Raw genomic sequence first — 16,081 nt, 5'->3', positions numbered from 1 at the left:
TTCTTACTTTTTATACTGCTGTTGATTAACAAACCGTCTACTCAAGATTTAATTCTACCGTTACTGATAATGTTAAGCATTACAAATGTGTATTTCCTGATAAAAGTAGTATATAACTCTGTTCCTGTCAAAGAATGGCAACATTCAAGATACAAAGCAGAAATTAACGCCCTGAAACAAAAAAATGGTCATTTGGATTTCCTCTGTCAAAGCCATTTCAAACTACAAAACTGTAAACTTCTTCCTGAAAAGCTACAGGAGATTTTTTCTCATCTCAATCGCCTGATCCCTTTCTGTGAAGCCAAAATCATCCTTTATCCATCGCAACAAGAATATTTCTTCCGCAATCCCCACCAGTGCCCCTATTTCGATATGCCTCTGATTATGAGATGGAATCTGGATGATAATATTGATAACTATGGGACACTCTGGATAAAAACACACAGAAATAGCGATCTGACTCCCGATGAAAAAAGCCTGGTTCAGAATGTGGTTGCCTTAATGACGAATAAACTGTTACGGGAAAACCAAATCCAGTGCCACCATCAGAGTATCCTGGCAGCAGAAAGGGCAGCTATTTCCCGTGAACTCCACGATTCAATTGCCCAATCGCTCTCTTTCCTTAAGATTCAGGTTAATTGCCTGTATATCGGTAGTGATAACTTATCCAAGCAAAGTTTAACCTCACTCAATATGATTAAGGACGAGTTGAATATCGCTTACCGCCAGCTAAGAGAATTATTAGCAACCTTCAGGAACGAACAGCCTCAATGTAATCTGCAAGAATCTTTACAGACGTTGATTAATGAGTTTAACCATCGTCTGGGCTTCAATATTGAATTCAATTACCGTCTGACACATCAGCACATCCCTGACAGTTACTGTAAGCATTTATTACAAATCATCCGGGAGTGTTTAAACAATTGCTACAAGCATTCCAATGCAAACTGGATCAGTATCCGTATTTATCCTATTGATGACAAAATCATTGCTGTTGTCAGTGACAATGGCCGAGGCATCGATCTAAATGCAATTGATAAAAACAGATTTGGACTGGCTATTATGCAAGACAGAGTCACTCTTATCGGTGGACAATTACAGATAAAAAACCGTAAAAATGGTGGTACAGAAATAGAAATTCAGTTATCACTGGATTGAAAAAGACAGATAAATCAAATTACTGGCATCAGTGCAACTTATTGAATGATAATGATTAGCATTTGTGTTAATTACTGTTACACTGCATTTTGCTTTATCAGATCATTACCTTCGATAAATTTTCCAGAGGAATTTTACGTGGCGAATAAAACAATTGAAGAGAAAAATATTTACCGCCCTGCACCACCGAGGCTTGTTCAGGTAAAAAAAATTTTCGACGTAACCCCCAATATGCGCAGCATTACTTTCGAAAGTGAAAACCTGGACACTTATCCCACTGAATGCGAAGGCGGGCTGGTAAAAATATTTTTACCTCTTCCGGGACAGACCAAACCGATCTTACCCACTCTATCCCCAGAAGGCCCAATATGGCCGGCAAAAGAACTGCGCCCGGTTACCCGTGCTTACACTGTTCGGGCTCTCCGTTCCGAACAAAAAGAGATCGATATTGAGTTCGCACTGCATGACCATGGCGGTCCGGCGGTGGAGTTTGCTCACAGAGCCAAAATCGGTGACTGGATCGGCATCACTAACCCCGGAGGCCCTGATCCACTACTGCCAAAAGTCAGCAACTATTATATGGCCGGCGACCCAAGTTCCCTGCCGGCAATTGCGGCGCTATTGGAAACAATGAAACCAGACGCTGCCGGGCAGGTGATTATCCGTATCGAAAGTGAACAAGATATTCAGAAGTTGAAAAAACCGGCGGGAATAACAATCCACTGGATTACCGGCGGTGTTGAAGTGACTGACAAGATGGTATCCACGTTCAAATCCTGGTCATTACCAACAGAAGATGTCACTTTCTGGCTTGCCGGTGAAGATAAAATGGTAAAAGCGCTTCGTCGCTATGTTCGCCGTGAAAAAGGTTATGAACGCCACCAGCTGTATGCTATCCCTTACTGGAGACATGGCTTTAATGAAGAAGGTTATCACGAGCTGCGCCATGAAGTGATGGATAGCTTTGCGCTATGATTAGTGCATAATTTCGGCCAGTCATAATAGGCAAAAGATCACGCCGGGAGATTTTTTCAGGAATCTTAACGGTGTGATCAATAGGTATACCTGCTTTCCACTTTTGGTTTTTTATTACCCAGCCAGCGATTTGGTGTGCCGAACCAAATCGCTAAATGCAATGCTCAGAAAGAACGCAGAATAGGATGAGTTGTATCACCGGGCTACCTCATAAATTATCGCTCAAGACAGTTGCTTGTATGTATCGCTTATTTCAACAATTGATGACACGATATAATTATTATAAAAATAATAGTTCTACGAAACATATTATAGGTATTCCCAAGAGCATAGATAACTCTGTGACTGGGGTGAGTGAAAGCAGCCAACAAAGAGGCAACTTGAAAGATAACGGGTATATCTAATTCATCACTAACGTATTAGTATATAATAAGAGAAAGACCTTCAGTAATTATTAAATTCATACTAAATAATATCTCTTCGATAAATAAAGTACTTTGACCTTTAGCTAAGGATAAAAAACATGAAAGATAACACTTTATATGATCCTATTGCACATCTTTACGAGAGCTTTTCAGATGCTGCTGCCCATATCAAAGTAGAAATCAGAACTGTCTTCGATCTGGCAGGAGATATACACGGGAAATCAGTATTAGATTTAGCCTGTGGATATGGCCTTTTTAGTCGAGAATACAAAAATCGTGGTGCGTCAAAAGTCATTGGAGTCGATATATCAGATAACATGATAGCAATTGCGAAAAGCAAATCACAACAATACGGTGACGATATCGAATTTCACGTAAGAAATGTCTGCAAGATGGAGTCATTTGGCAAATTTGACATAGTCAATGCAGCCTGGTTATTCTGCCATGCAGAATCTATTGAAGACCTTGAAACTATGTTCCGTGTCATTGCCGCTCATCTCAAGCCTTCAGGTAAACTCATTGCGTATACCGCTGAACCTGATTGTCGATTAGAAAAAGTGAATTATGAAAATTATTGTATAAAAATTCTGAGTAAAGAGCCCGTGAAAGACACAACTCTCGTGAGAGCTGAATTTCTTACCACACCACCCAGCCCTTTCACCATGTATCATTGGAGTCGTGAACAGTATCAAGCGGCTATCCAAAAAGCGGGATTCAAACAATTTAGATGGCAAAAACCAATGCTGTTAAAAAGCGATATTGAGGATTATCCCCTAGGTTTTTGGGATGATTATCAACGAAATTGCCTTGATACAGCTCTTATTTGTCAGTTTTAACAAGATAATCCCCGAGATCCGTTGTCTTTCCTACACAAATCCCTCGATTTTCATCGAGGGATTTCAGACCGCTGACAAACCTCATTCAAAATAATGGGGGTTGTTTTTTCCAGATAGGTTGGTAGGTAAAGCCAGAACAGGCTTTACCCCAATTAGGAAGAGAAGCAATCAAAATGTTCCATTAGCACTCTAATCAATCCTCATCTTCCGTTGGTAAAATAGCGTTGGGCAGAGCGCTAAAGGTTCCCCAATAAAAGGCAATCAAAGACATCACTGCCACTGCAACGATATCCCAGGGTGCAGGAATAATGCCTTTCCCACCAAATGTGCCTAGATAGGACAAAATGATCATGGCACTGTAGAAACCGATCAGCCACAAGGCAGAGATTATCTGTTGGCGCAGGCTCACTTTGCCTGTGGGGACTCTGTTTTTGAATAACAAGTAGATGAAGAACAAGATAATTTGTAATCCGAGCAGCCAGGAAACGGTTTTCCAACCAGACCAGTAAACAATGAAGGCGGAAACAATAAAAGAGAGCGGGCCAATGATGATAAACCCTTTAACATAAAAAGGGCGTTTCATCCCTTTGGCATTACGGCGTAAAGCAGAGGCCGTGACTGGCGCTAATGCGTAGCTCAGGACTAACGCTGCTGAAACAACACTGATAAGTTTTTCCCATGAAGGAAAAGGTAATGTCCAAAAAATAGAAAGAATAAACGTCAACCAGAGTGCAGGACGTGGTATTCCCGATTTTTCATCGATATGGGTAAACACATTAAATAACGTGCCACTTTTTGCCCAGCCATAGATAACACGCGGAGTCGCATTCATATAAATATTCCCAGTGCCGCTTGGAGAGATCACTGCATCACATACCACCAAAAAAGCGAGCCATCCCGCACCGAGTATTAAGGCTATATCACGAAACGGCAGTGAAAAATATTGCCCAATTTGGTTCCAGCCGCCAAAGAGCAGATCAGAGGGTATTCCGCCAAGAAAAGCTAACTGTAATAAAACATAAATGACCGTAGACAGTAAAATAGACAGAATAAGAGCAATAGGGATGGTTTTTTGCGGTTTCTCCACTTCACCGGCAACAGAAATAATTGGCGTCAGGCCAAGATAAGCAAAGATAATACCGCCCGCTGAAACCGCGGCTTCAACACCAGAGATCCCAAACGGGGAGAATCCATGAACTTGCAGATTACTCGGATTAAAATAATTAAAAAGGATAGCAATAACGAGCAGCGGAACGATGAACTTGAAGAGACTAATAATATTGTTGAATTTCGCAAAAGTTTTTACGCTGTTGTAGTTAAGGTAAAAGAAAAATGCTAATAAAATAAATTGAACCAACCAGCCTGCCAGAGTCGGATCACCAGAACCCGGCTGACTGAGAAAAGGGAACCACGCAGCCGCATATTGCCGGGCAGCGACAACTTCAATGGCTATCAGGCTGGAAAACGCAATTAAGGTGATAGAACCCATTAAATATCCCATGAGTTCACCATGAGAAAACATCGGATAACGAATAATGCCACCTGATTTCGGCAGAGCTGCACCCAATTCGCAATACACAATGCCGAGTAAGAGCACAGCGATACCACCAATTACCCAGGAAAAAATCCCTGCTGGCCCGGCAATAACAGACACATGACTGGCAGCAAATAACCAGCCAGAACCAAAAATGGCACCTAATCCGATGAAAGTTAAATCCGTAAGTGTTAACTGTTTCTTAAATTTTCCCTGCCCTGAATTGGATTTCGGCAGTGGAGAGGTTTCATATGGCGCCATAATTATTCGCTCTTTTCTGTTTCTTATTTGATATACGCCAGTAGGGTAATTTCGCGTGACAGTGGCGCAATGTGCATAACTAACAGCAATGCAAGTATTAAACTGATTTACAATGCATCCTTGCTCATCACCCCATTGATTAATCGGGAAATATTTAACGGATTACGGTCTTGCAGTGCTGGGGGAAGTAAGGATTCGGGATAGTTTTGGAAACATACCGGACGCAGAAAACGCCAGATAGCTAATGTGCCAACCGAAGTCCCTCTCGCATCTGAAGTCGCTGGGTAAGGCCCACCATGAACCATGGCATCACAGACTTCAACGCCTGTCGGGTAGCCATTGACAACCACTCTGCCAGCGATGTTCTGTAATCGTCGGCTGAGTTCATACGAATTAGCTAATTCATCGTGTTCACCAATCAAGGTCGCGGTAAGCTGCCCCTGCAAACAGTCAATTGCGCGTAAAAGCTGGTGCTGGCTTTCAGCTTCAATCACAATAACAACAGGACCAAAAACCTCCTCTTGCAGCAGAGCATTTTTATTCAACAACAAAGCAATATCTGCACGATACAGCATCGTAGTTGCCTGATTTTCATGATGTTCACCAGTGGCTAACTGCGTCATTAAGGGTTCATTATCCAGTTGATGAATACCTTCTTGGTAGCTGAGTAATGTGCCTTGGTTTAGCATTGACTGTGCCGGACGAAGAGTGATGTCCTGCGCTAATTGAGCAATAAATCGATCAAATTCTGGTGAACGAATACCCAAAATCATTCCCGGTTTAGTACAAAACTGACCGCAACCTAATGTGAATGAATTTGCCAGTTCTTGGGCAATTTGTTTTCCCCGCTGTATTAAAGCATTTGGCAGCACAATGACCGGGTTGATACTCGACATTTCAGCAAAAACCGGAATAGGTTGTGGTCGCTGCATAGCCATATTGAATAATGCACGCCCACCCGCGAGTGAACCGGTAAAACCAACCGCCTGAATCATTGGGTGTTTGACGAGATCCTCCCCCACACTATTGCCATAAATCAGATTAAATACACCTGCGGGCATTTGTGTGGCGATGACAGCGCGTTCAATGGCTTGCGCGATGATTTCGGTGGTTGCCATATGACCGCTATGTGCTTTGAAAACAACGGAGCAGCCCGCTGCTAATGCTGACGCAGTGTCACCCCCCGCGGTTGAAAAAGCCAAAGGGAAATTACTGGCACCGAAAACTGCAATAGGGCCAAGAGGAATATAGCACTGGCGAATATCAACTCTGGGGAGCGGTTTTCTCTCAGGTTGTGCCGTATCAATGCGGGCAGCATGAATATCACCACGGCGTAACAGCGTGGCAAACAGCCTCATTTGCCCGCTCGTTCTCAACCGTTCGCCCTGAAGTCGGACTGGCGGAAGAGCCGTTTCTTCCGATACAAGGGCAATGAAGTCATTGCCAAGAGCATCGATTTCATCCGCAATTTTATCTAAAAAATCGGCACGTTCTTCTAATGATGTTTGGCTATAACGTGTAAAGGCATCGGCGGCAGCTTGAACAGCAAGATCGACCTCATGTACTGTCGCCTGATAGAACACATAACCTATTGATGAGTTATCCACTGCCCGCCGGCTGTGTAAACAACGTTCTCCCTCTGCTTGCCTGTGACCACCAATAAACTGCATACCTGAATGTGTTATTGACATAGCGATTCCTCCAAGGGGATCAAAATGGGCGCGATGGGTTATTACAGACCTACATCAGGCAATGAAGGACGATTTGCGAGGGCTTTTTCTACAATGGAACGTACTTCAGCCAATGTTTCCCCCTCAAGTGGTAAACGGGGTGGGCGGGTAATCGCGCTGCCACGGCCAACCATTTCTTCACACAGTTTGATGCATTGCACCAAATCAGGACGGAAATCCAGATGCAGCAAAGGCATAAACCAGCGATATAACTCCCTGGCTTCTTCATAACGTTTCTGTTTAGCCAGACGGAATAAGGTCTCCCCTTCCCGAGGAAAAGCATTCGACATACCTGAAATCCAACCTTCTGCGCCCACGGCGACTGACTCTAAAACGACGTCATCCAAACCAGCAAAAAGAATGAAGCGATCACCTGCTTCATTGGGAATATCACTAAAAGGTCGGGTATTGCCTGATGAATCTTTAAACGCAACGATATTTTCGCAATCGGCCAGAGATGTCAGAATTTTTGGCGTAATGTCATTTTTATACAGCAGGGGGTTGTTATATAGCATGATGGGCAAATCAGTAGAGGCAGCAATGGTACGGAAATATGCCCTGCTTTCTTTAAGTGTTGGCGTATAAATCAGTGGTGGCATAACCATCACCCCATTAGCACCTGCCTGGCGGCATTCAGAGACCATTTTGCACGCATTGTCGGTGGTCAGTTCTGCAATACCCGAAAGAACAGGAACTTTCCCAGCAGTCACATCCACCGCGAGTTCAACGATAGCGCGCTTTTCCTCCATGGACAGGGAAGTATTTTCCCCCACGGAGCCATTGACAACTAAACCGGAAACCCCATCTTTAATCAGGTTTGTCATCACTTTATGAGTGGCATCCAAATTAATGGAAAAATCGGGGTTAAATTGGGTTGTTACTGCCGGGAAAACACCATGCCAGTTAACCTTTTTCTTGCTCATAGTCTTATCCTTTGATTGATATTTGACATGCAAATTGTTTTTATTTTGTTAATAAAATGTGACTCATTGGTTTTGACTGAATGATGGCTATTTCGCCAAAAAGAAGCTTGTCACTTTTCGCAGTGAACAATGACGAAATCAGCATAATAGGAATAACAAACTTAAAGCTGAGGGATTGTTACTGGGCCAGATAATTCCTGAAAACATCATGTACACACATATGTATAAACTTACCCAAGCATTACGACCGCCATGACTACCGGAAAGCATTGAAGCCGGACTAACCGGCTTACTTATTACCTCAGCACCTTCGGCTACCCAATAATAAGAGTCTGTGAAGAGTCTTGCCCATTTTTACCTAATACTGCCACTGCAGGTTCTAAAGAATATTTTTGTTCTATTATTATGCTGCTTTCACTACGTAATTAAATGCTATGTTGCGGGAGCGATTTTCATTCGCAGTCGGCACAGTACGAGATGCATCAAACGATAACACTGCAAGTCGATCACGTGCACCTGCTTCACTAATTGACCGATAATCATCTGCACCGTATGGGCCGTATGCACCTGATGTTGCAAATGCTCCAGATACATCGCCTGAAAATATTCTTCCCACCCAGCCTACTGTACGTCCTTCTACTGATGCTGTGATATTTCTAATGGCGTCGCCCTGCGATGATAAAATCCTACGATCACTATCAACACCTCGACCACTATCCCAGCCGCGAATAAACTCTCCTCTTAAATCTGGTAAATTACCATCAGGATAGGCCTTCGCTAATTCCGGAAATTTCGACTTATCAAAAACCGCACCGTTACATTGCAACCACCCAACTGGCGGTATAGCAGTAGGCCAGGGAATAGGAGTACCCACGGGTATGTCGTTGGTTTTACTACTATTAATATCTTCACGCAATGAATTTATTATTTCCTGAACAAGCTTTTGTGTAACCGCCAATGTGTCGCTATTGCCAATTACATTTGTAAGCTGAACAACCCCTTTTTGTGTTAATGAGGCATCGGGAACTTTTATTGTGGTTTTTTGTTCTAAAGCTCTATTTAATTGTGCGGTGAGTTTAGCTATATCCCCATCATCCAAAACATCATCACCAGATTGTGTCGCAATAAAATTAGCCACAACAGCTGATATGGTTGACGATTGACGCAATGCCTTATTTAACATATGAGTGGAAACATCATTTGGTGGAAACCCAGTCAGTAAATCCTTACTTTCTTCATATAACCTCTGACTCACTACATTAGCATTATAACTAATAGAAAAAGCTTTAAAATCATTTTTCTGACTCATATATACTCCTTAAATTAAATAATATTATCGATTTATAGATGACTTATCACAATTCAGTGTATTTCAATAAAATAATAATAAAACACTCTTATAACTCAGAAAGCTGATTATTTTTATATAATCCCAAGAGTAAAAACCTAATATTTCCAACCAAAGATATACTAAATCCATTTATATTTAACATCTAAAATTCATTAAAAAGATATGATTTAAAAATCAATTAATTAAATTTATTATAATAATTAGAAATGACCATTAATATCTAAAGATGATTATAAAAGCGCATTTATTTAATTTAAATGAATTAACCCAATGTCGTGGCAGTAAAACAACAAATTGGACCACAAAAGGATGGATATATCAGGCAAGTGGCAAATGACTCCTGCCCATTGACTGGCGAAAATTACTGGGCGTGATTCCAGTTAACGCCTTAAATTGCCGGGTAAATGCGCTGTGATCAGTATAACCACATTGCAAGGCGACATCGGTGATAGGCAGTTCTGTCGCCAGCAATTCAGACGCTTTTTCAATTCTGATTTTGTGGATCATCTGCCGGGGCGTCAGGTGAAAGATGCGTTTACAGTAACGTTCCAATTGAGCAACCGAGAGATGTGTTAGATTCGTCAGCTCTTCGAGACGAATTGTTCGATCAAAATGTTCACGAATATAATCATCAACGATAGCCAGTTTTTGGTACACGGGATGGTTTTCCTTAACTTCCATCAGATCATGAGAAATTCCCGCCATACCAATAACTTGATTATATTGATTATACAACGGCAATTTATATGTCATGCACCAACCTGTTTTGCGTCCATGATAAAAATGGAGCTCCAGTTGGTTTTGGATAATTACCCCTTGGTGTAATACACGTAAATCTTGTTCGGTGTAACAACTGCCCATCTGAGCAGGAAAGATTTCGGCGGAAGTTTTACCCAGTAGCGAAGAGATCGATTTAAATCCGCAGCGTGTAGCCAGCGTAAGATTCGCAATCAGGTAACGTGCTTTGGTATCTTTGATAAAGAAAACCACACTAGGAATTGCATTCAGCAATGGTGTAATTAAAGCAACCGCATTGAGAATATCTTGCAGGTGACTGGGTTTGTGATTAGCAAGTCCACTACACAGTGTTGATAAAAACTCAATATTACAAACATCATGGTCACTTGTACCAATGCCGTTTTTTTCATTGTGCTGGTATAGGCTGTCATGGGCTATATTCATCATCAATATCTCCAGTCTATTATCATTAAAATAAGATTTTTAACGCGTGTATTTTGTTATTTATCTTGATTAAAAAGATCAAAATAAATATCAAACTCTACGTATCCGCAATATTCAAAAGAACTATTTTATTTTCATGTGATAATTATCACAGAAAATTATTCCGATCGTTCTTATTTATCCATTTAATTTTTAAATCATTATTTTTCATGGTGTTTAAATGATAATTCAGTGATTTTTTCATTGTGCTGATTTCGGCATGTTGCGGTATGAAATGCATCAAGCGGCAAGGGAAATAGTACGCCACCATTTGTTAAAAATACGTTAATTTGGTGGCCTTATGGCAGAGAAAAATGAGTATCAGATTATTCGCGTCATTGATTCACACACAGGTGGAGAACCCACGCGCACCGTAATAGAGGGATTTCCATCTCTTGGCAAAGGAACTGTCGCCAAACAGCGGCAACGCTTTGAAGCCGAATTTGATCACTGGCGCAAAGCTCTCATTCTTGAACCCAAAGGGAATGAGGTGTTGGTCGGCGCACTCTTGTGTCCGCCCGCTGCACCTGACGCAGATATAGGCGTTATCTTCTTTAATAACGCAGGATATTTGGGCATGTGCGGCCATGGTACTATGGGCCTTATTGCCTCCCTCCATCATCTGGGCTGGTTTCAACCTGGCAAATATAAAATTGAGACACCTGTTGGTCTTGTGGAGGCAGTGCTCCACGAGGATAAAACGGTGTCTATTCATAATGTCCTCTCTTATCGTTATCAGAAAAATATCACTGTGAATGTGCCTGGTGTAGGTGATGTCCGCGGGGACATTGCCTGGGGAGGAAATTGGTTTTTTCTGATCAGTCAACATGGTTATTCGTTAACCACCCACCATATCGATGAACTCACGCAATACAGTTGGGCCGTTAGGCAGGCACTGGAACAAGCAGGGATTACTGGCGAAAATGGCGAGTGTATCGACCATATTGAATTGTTTGCTCCTGATAACAATGCTGACAGCCGCAATTTTGTGTTATGTCCGGGGAAAGCCTATGACCGTTCACCATGTGGCACGGGAACAAGTACCAAGTTAGCCTGCCTGGCGGCGGATGGAAAATTGCAGCCTGGTGAGGTTTGGCGACAATCCAGCATTATTGGGAGTGTTTTTGAAGCCCAATATCAATGGGTTGGTCAGAAAATTGCCCCGGTGATCCGGGGAACAGCATATGTTTACGGTGATAACCAATTAATCATTGCGAAGAACGATCCTTTCGTCTGGGGGATCAGCGTATGACCCCACCTCAAATGTCGGACATCATCATCGTTGGCGCAGGTATCATTGGCGCCGCGTGCGCTTATCAACTGATACAGGATGGTTTGAGCGTTGCTGTGATTGATGATGGCGGTAAAGGAGCGACACAGGCAGGAATGGGACATCTGGTGTGTATGGACGATAACCCTGCTGAATTGGCACTGAGTAGTTATTCATTGGATATATGGCGAACATTCACCCCATATATGCCAGAAAATTGTGCATGGCGTGGATGCGGTACACTTTGGCTGGCGGATGCAGAAAATGAAATGGAACTTGCTGAGGAAAAAAGCGCACGTCTTGCTACCTATGGCATTGAGAATACTCTGATGACAGCGACACAGGTTCATCAGATGGAACCTATGGTAAGAACTGGAATAGCGGGTGGTTTATGTGTTCCAGGGGATGGGATTATCTATGCACCGAATGTTGTACACTGGTTTCTTGCTGCCGGTAATGAAAAGATTCAGTTCATTAAAGGGCAAGTACACGCCTTAGAACCTCAAACCGTTGTGTTGCGTGATGGAACAAAATATTGCGCACCGAGAATATTATTGGCAAATGGGTTGTGGAGCATACATCTGTTACCTGAATTACCTATTGTTCCTAAAAAAGGGCAATTAGCAATTACAGATCGTTACCCTACCTGCATCACACATCAATTGGTGGAATTAGGATATAGCGCCAGTGCGCATGCCCCAGATGGTACGTCAACCGCTTTTAACGTCCAGGCCCGCCCTACTGGTCAGCTCTTAATTGGATCCTCACGCCAGTTTCATAACGAAAAACACACTATTGATCTTGCCCTACTGCGTTCTATGCTCCAACGCGCACTTTATTTTTTACCCCAGCTAGGTCAGATGAATATCTTACGTTGCTGGTCCGGCTTTCGTGCTGCAACTCCGGATGGCTTGCCGCTATTGGGACAACATCCCGATTATGAATGGCTATGGCTGGCAGTAGGCCATGAAGGATTAGGGGTGACGACGGCACCGGGCAGCGCCAGAATCATTTCTGCATTGATGCTAAATAGAAAAACAGAGATTGATCCATCACCTTACCAACCTGCTCGTTTTACCCCTATGGCCCGTCAAAAGAGGTTGCCATGACACTCAAAAAACCACCATTTATTGCATTGTTTATTGATGGCGAAATGATCACAGTTCCTGCGGGGATTACGGTTGCAGCGGCACTGGCTTATACCGGTGATGAGCATTGCCGTATGTCTGTATCACATCAATTGAGAGTGCCTTTCTGTGGTATGGGGATCTGCCAGGAATGCCGTTTGATGATTAATGGTCGCCGTCGTATGGCGTGCCAGACCGTTTGTGAAACTGATATGAAAGTTGAGAGGATCTGAATATGGCAACATCACCATCTTCTACGGTACTGCACTGTGATGTGCTGATTATTGGCTCAGGACCTGCGGGATTAGCTACCGCACAGGCTACTGTACAGGGACAGCAATCCGTGATCCTGATTGATGACAATCCCAGAGCCGGCGGGCAAATTTGGCGTCAAGGGCCATTTCATGCATTGCCACCGATGGCAAAACATTATTTATCAGTGCTATCAGCAGATGCATTAATCTATTTACCCGGTTGTAAAGTGGTTGCAGTAGACAACCAATGCGTGATTGCTGAAACAGCAGGTAAGCACCAAATTATTCACTACCAACGCATCATTCTTTGTACCGGAGCCAAAGAAAAAGTACTTCCTTTTCCTGGATGGACATTACCGGGTATCACGGGAGCTGGAGGGTTACAAGCACTGATAAAAAATGGCCTACCTATGACGGGTGAGCGTGTTGTTATTGCGGGTAGCGGCCCGCTTTTGCTTGCAGTTGCAGAAACGGTGAAAAAAACGGGAGGGAACGTAGTTGGTATCATTGAACAAACGCCTTTGCACCGCTTATTTTGGTTTGGCTTGCAACTGATCCATTGGCCAGAAAAATTGCGTCAAGCCATCACTCTCGTACCTCTTAAAAATTATTACAAAAACAGTATGGTGTTGGGAGTGGAAGCCTCAGCAGAAGGAAAGTTAACTGGGGTGTATATCAGCAATAAAGGGCAAAAACAGAAATTATCCTGTACGCGTTTGGCTTGCGGTTTTGGTTTAAGACCAAATACGGAATTAGCGCAATTGTTTGGTTGCTTGCTGGATGAACAAGGGAATATTCAAACAGATGCGTGGCAACAAACGACGATACCTGGTGTCTATGCAGCAGGAGAATGTACCGGTATTGGTGGCAGTGAACTTGCACTTTGTGAAGGATTTGTTGCTGGGTTTGCCGCGAGTGGTAAATACACATTGGCTGAAAAATGGCAGAAAAAACGGATAAAATGGCGGCGTTTTGCCGCAACAGCAGCACAGACGTTTAAATTGAATACAGAGATCATACGAGCACTTACACCCGATACATTGATCTGCCGTTGTGAAGACGTGCGTTTAAAAGAACTTGAACCATTTCAGGATTGGCATAGTGCAAAAATGGCAACACGGTGCGGCATGGGGGCTTGTCAGGGAAAAATCTGTTCCGCCATTCTCCACGATATCAAACATTGGGCAATACCATCCCCTCGCATCCCACTATCGCCTGTTAGCCTTGAAACGCTGACTGCGGAAGTTGATAAAACAACTGATTAATCATGAAGGGGCTTGATCATTTTTAACAAAACGGCGCTGACTCCGTTACAGCCGCACTGCACAAAAAATTTCGTGACATGCATCACATTTTTAAAATTGATCGGATATTAACCAACCAAACAAACAAGACGCAGTAAATTTTTTGTTATATTTTACTGATTAGATATTAAACAGATAAAACTATTCATTATTTGTCTTTACTATCGCTTAGGTCACCAATGGCATAGCAGCCCAGGTTACCGCTTGATGTGCTCAATGAAGGTTTTCAACAAGACTACCAGCAACAGACTGCTAGCAACCTCATTGTCTTCATGTTCTTCCCCAAGGCGGTCTCTTTAACCCCTTGATTATTATGACTACACGCAAAAAACGCCGGACCGAAGGTCTGTGCGTTAAATATCCTCATGAAAAATTTAAGGGGACGTGATGTCATTCCAGAAAAATCAACCCAGGCCATCTGGCGCCAAACACATTGCCGATCGGTTAAAAACGCAAAGCGCCAGCGGCTTACTCTTTACCCTCACTGCCGGTGGATTACCGCCTGTATTGAAATCAATGCAAGCGGCGTCATTGTGCTGGGCCGCAACATCAATATGAACAAGTAACCCGGCCCCCCAAACACCTTAACATGATGATCAGGACCCCACTATGACCCAGGAAACCCGCTTCATCCCGTTTCACTTCAATGCCGGCACAGTGAAGGTGCCCCACGACTGGCAGGATGTTAGCCTGTTAGTCCTCAGCAGCGGCGGGGATCACCCAAATCTGGCCGGTGATCGCCCTGCCGGGGCTGTTGCCGCTGGCGCTGAACCGGGTGTATCGCTCGACCGCGCACTTTTCCGGTCTGTTCGGCGCCAAATGGGCGGGCAGGCTGTTCACCTAGGGTGAATCAGAGTTCTGGACCGTCTCAGCCCGGAAAGAGGAAACCGTCAGCTGCAATCTTCGGTTTTGTGGGCAGTATGAAGATGAAGAAAGTGATTTATTTTATAAAAAGACAGTTAATTACATTCAATTGAAAATCATTAACCATTAATTGAAAGTCGAAAAGAATCCGCACGTAAAAGAATACTCTCCGAACAAATAGGTATTCAAACGCTTTATTACCAGTTATTTAATTGCGTCAGTAAAAATAAAATGAATATAAACCGCGTTTATTAAACGTAATCCTATGATGATTAAACTTAAAAAACTGGTATTAAAAGAGGTAAAAAAACAATTAAAACCTTATACCACTGAAAGCCATCAATTAAAAAAATGACTTTTAATAACCATTTAAATCCTGCCTATCATAAAATTCAGGGCGGGATTGGCTTTATTTACTCTACCCTGCTTAATTTATTTATCCGCGATTCTATATTCCACTTATTCTACATTTTCCTAACTTGCCTAATAATTTAAAAGCGCGAATACCGGCATATTAAAGTTTTTATATCAAGATCAGATTTAAATTAATAAATTCCACTTTTCAAAAGAATAGTTGATGGCATTTAATCGGAAATCATTAACCATTAATATCGGGTTAAAAAGAAATCTGCACTTAATAAAATACTATCCGAACAAATGGGTATTCAAGCGTTTTCTCACCGGTTATTTAACCGTGTCAGTAAAAATAAAAAATGAATATGATGCGCATTCGTAAAACGTAAAAAACAATATCCGATGATGATTAAACTTAACAAAAAACCGGCATTAAAAGAGGTAAAAAAATAATTAAAACTTTATACCACTTAAAACCATTAATTAAAAAAATA

14 protein-coding genes are annotated in these 16,081 nt (G+C 42.5%); 9 read left to right on the top strand and 5 right to left on the bottom strand.

The features are described from left to right. Positions 1–69: 69 nt before the first annotated feature. The 3 genes from C5470_RS09375 to C5470_RS09365 all read left to right on the top strand — a co-directional run bounded on the left by C5470_RS09375 (position 70) and on the right by C5470_RS09365 (position 3,394). Positions 70–1,158 (top strand): histidine kinase, encoded by a 1,089-nt coding sequence (locus tag C5470_RS09375; RefSeq protein WP_242687863.1) that lies wholly within the window; start codon positions 70–72, stop codon positions 1,156–1,158. Between the two features lie 138 nt (positions 1,159–1,296). After that, positions 1,297–2,133: a siderophore-interacting protein gene (locus C5470_RS09370; protein WP_339916318.1), complete on the top strand. Its 837-nt coding sequence runs from the start codon at positions 1,297–1,299 to the stop codon at positions 2,131–2,133. Positions 2,134–2,656: 523 nt separating this feature from the next. Beyond that, complete coding sequence (locus C5470_RS09365) at positions 2,657–3,394, top strand: class I SAM-dependent DNA methyltransferase (protein ID WP_152962187.1); 738 nt, start codon at positions 2,657–2,659, stop codon at positions 3,392–3,394. 193 nt (positions 3,395–3,587) lie between these two features. Here the strand turns inward: C5470_RS09365 and C5470_RS09360 are convergent, their stop codons facing one another. From C5470_RS09360 to C5470_RS09340, 5 genes are all read right to left on the bottom strand, one after another. Further along, positions 3,588–5,189 carry an APC family permease gene (locus C5470_RS09360; protein WP_166288117.1) on the bottom strand — a complete coding sequence of 534 codons (1,602 nt, stop codon included), beginning with the start codon at positions 5,187–5,189 and terminating at the stop codon, positions 3,588–3,590. A 107-nt stretch (positions 5,190–5,296) separates the two neighbouring features. After that, positions 5,297–6,880 carry an aldehyde dehydrogenase (NADP(+)) gene (locus C5470_RS09355; protein WP_166288114.1) on the bottom strand — a complete coding sequence of 528 codons (1,584 nt, stop codon included), beginning with the start codon at positions 6,878–6,880 and terminating at the stop codon, positions 5,297–5,299. 41 nt (positions 6,881–6,921) lie between these two features. Next, the gene (locus C5470_RS09350) at positions 6,922–7,842 is read right to left on the bottom strand and encodes a dihydrodipicolinate synthase family protein (RefSeq protein WP_166288111.1); all 921 of its coding nucleotides are present in this window, start codon (positions 7,840–7,842) and stop codon (positions 6,922–6,924) included. Between the two features lie 403 nt (positions 7,843–8,245). Then, positions 8,246–9,151 (bottom strand): tail fiber protein, encoded by a 906-nt coding sequence (locus tag C5470_RS09345; RefSeq protein WP_166288108.1) that lies wholly within the window; start codon positions 9,149–9,151, stop codon positions 8,246–8,248. Between the two features lie 360 nt (positions 9,152–9,511). Continuing rightward, entirely contained in the window at positions 9,512–10,375 is an 864-nt protein-coding gene (locus C5470_RS09340) for an AraC family transcriptional regulator (RefSeq protein ID WP_166288207.1), read from the bottom strand. A gap of 340 nt (positions 10,376–10,715) precedes the next feature. On the opposite strand from C5470_RS09340, the gene C5470_RS09335 reads away from it, so the two are divergent. From C5470_RS09335 to C5470_RS23615, 6 genes are all read left to right on the top strand, one after another. Next, complete coding sequence (locus C5470_RS09335) at positions 10,716–11,666, top strand: 4-hydroxyproline epimerase (protein ID WP_166288105.1); 951 nt, start codon at positions 10,716–10,718, stop codon at positions 11,664–11,666. Continuing rightward, positions 11,663–12,793 (top strand): NAD(P)/FAD-dependent oxidoreductase, encoded by a 1,131-nt coding sequence (locus C5470_RS09330; RefSeq protein ID WP_166288102.1) that lies wholly within the window; start codon positions 11,663–11,665, stop codon positions 12,791–12,793. The genes C5470_RS09335 and C5470_RS09330 overlap by 4 nt, the downstream gene beginning before the upstream one ends. Next, the gene (locus C5470_RS09325) at positions 12,790–13,044 is read left to right on the top strand and encodes a (2Fe-2S)-binding protein (protein ID WP_166288099.1); all 255 of its coding nucleotides are present in this window, start codon (positions 12,790–12,792) and stop codon (positions 13,042–13,044) included. Before C5470_RS09330 ends, C5470_RS09325 begins: the two co-directional genes overlap by 4 nt. A 2-nt stretch (positions 13,045–13,046) precedes the next feature. Beyond that, positions 13,047–14,330: an FAD-dependent oxidoreductase gene (locus C5470_RS09320; RefSeq protein ID WP_166288096.1), complete on the top strand. Its 1,284-nt coding sequence runs from the start codon at positions 13,047–13,049 to the stop codon at positions 14,328–14,330. Between the two features lie 426 nt (positions 14,331–14,756). Continuing rightward, the gene (locus C5470_RS09315; protein WP_166287842.1) at positions 14,757–14,927 is read left to right on the top strand and encodes a hypothetical protein; all 171 of its coding nucleotides are present in this window, start codon (positions 14,757–14,759) and stop codon (positions 14,925–14,927) included. Between the two features lie 105 nt (positions 14,928–15,032). Further along, complete coding sequence (locus C5470_RS23615; RefSeq protein ID WP_166288093.1) at positions 15,033–15,218, top strand: hypothetical protein; 186 nt, start codon at positions 15,033–15,035, stop codon at positions 15,216–15,218. The last annotated feature ends 863 nt before the right edge of the window (positions 15,219–16,081 follow it).

This window comes from Photorhabdus stackebrandtii (assembly GCF_011189495.1).
GTDB classification, from domain to species: domain Bacteria; phylum Pseudomonadota; class Gammaproteobacteria; order Enterobacterales; family Enterobacteriaceae; genus Photorhabdus; species Photorhabdus khanii.
Note: the sequence above shows the minus strand (reverse complement) of the source record. Positions and strands in the feature narration are given on the sequence as shown.

Coding starts and splice junctions, on each gene's coding strand:
- C5470_RS09345 (WP_166288108.1), bottom strand. CDS start 9,151: ATGAGTCAGAAAAATGATTTTAAAGCTTTTTCTATTAGTTATAATGCT.
- C5470_RS09375 (WP_242687863.1), top strand. CDS start 70: ATGTTAAGCATTACAAATGTGTATTTCCTGATAAAAGTAGTATATAAC.
- C5470_RS09335 (WP_166288105.1), top strand. CDS start 10,716: ATGGCAGAGAAAAATGAGTATCAGATTATTCGCGTCATTGATTCACAC.
- C5470_RS09355 (WP_166288114.1), bottom strand. CDS start 6,880: ATGTCAATAACACATTCAGGTATGCAGTTTATTGGTGGTCACAGGCAA.
- C5470_RS09350 (WP_166288111.1), bottom strand. CDS start 7,842: ATGAGCAAGAAAAAGGTTAACTGGCATGGTGTTTTCCCGGCAGTAACA.
- C5470_RS09315 (WP_166287842.1), top strand. CDS start 14,757: ATGTCATTCCAGAAAAATCAACCCAGGCCATCTGGCGCCAAACACATT.
- C5470_RS09325 (WP_166288099.1), top strand. CDS start 12,790: ATGACACTCAAAAAACCACCATTTATTGCATTGTTTATTGATGGCGAA.
- C5470_RS09360 (WP_166288117.1), bottom strand. CDS start 5,189: ATGGCGCCATATGAAACCTCTCCACTGCCGAAATCCAATTCAGGGCAG.
- C5470_RS09320 (WP_166288096.1), top strand. CDS start 13,047: ATGGCAACATCACCATCTTCTACGGTACTGCACTGTGATGTGCTGATT.
- C5470_RS09340 (WP_166288207.1), bottom strand. CDS start 10,375: ATGAATATAGCCCATGACAGCCTATACCAGCACAATGAAAAAAACGGC.
- C5470_RS09365 (WP_152962187.1), top strand. CDS start 2,657: ATGAAAGATAACACTTTATATGATCCTATTGCACATCTTTACGAGAGC.
- C5470_RS09330 (WP_166288102.1), top strand. CDS start 11,663: ATGACCCCACCTCAAATGTCGGACATCATCATCGTTGGCGCAGGTATC.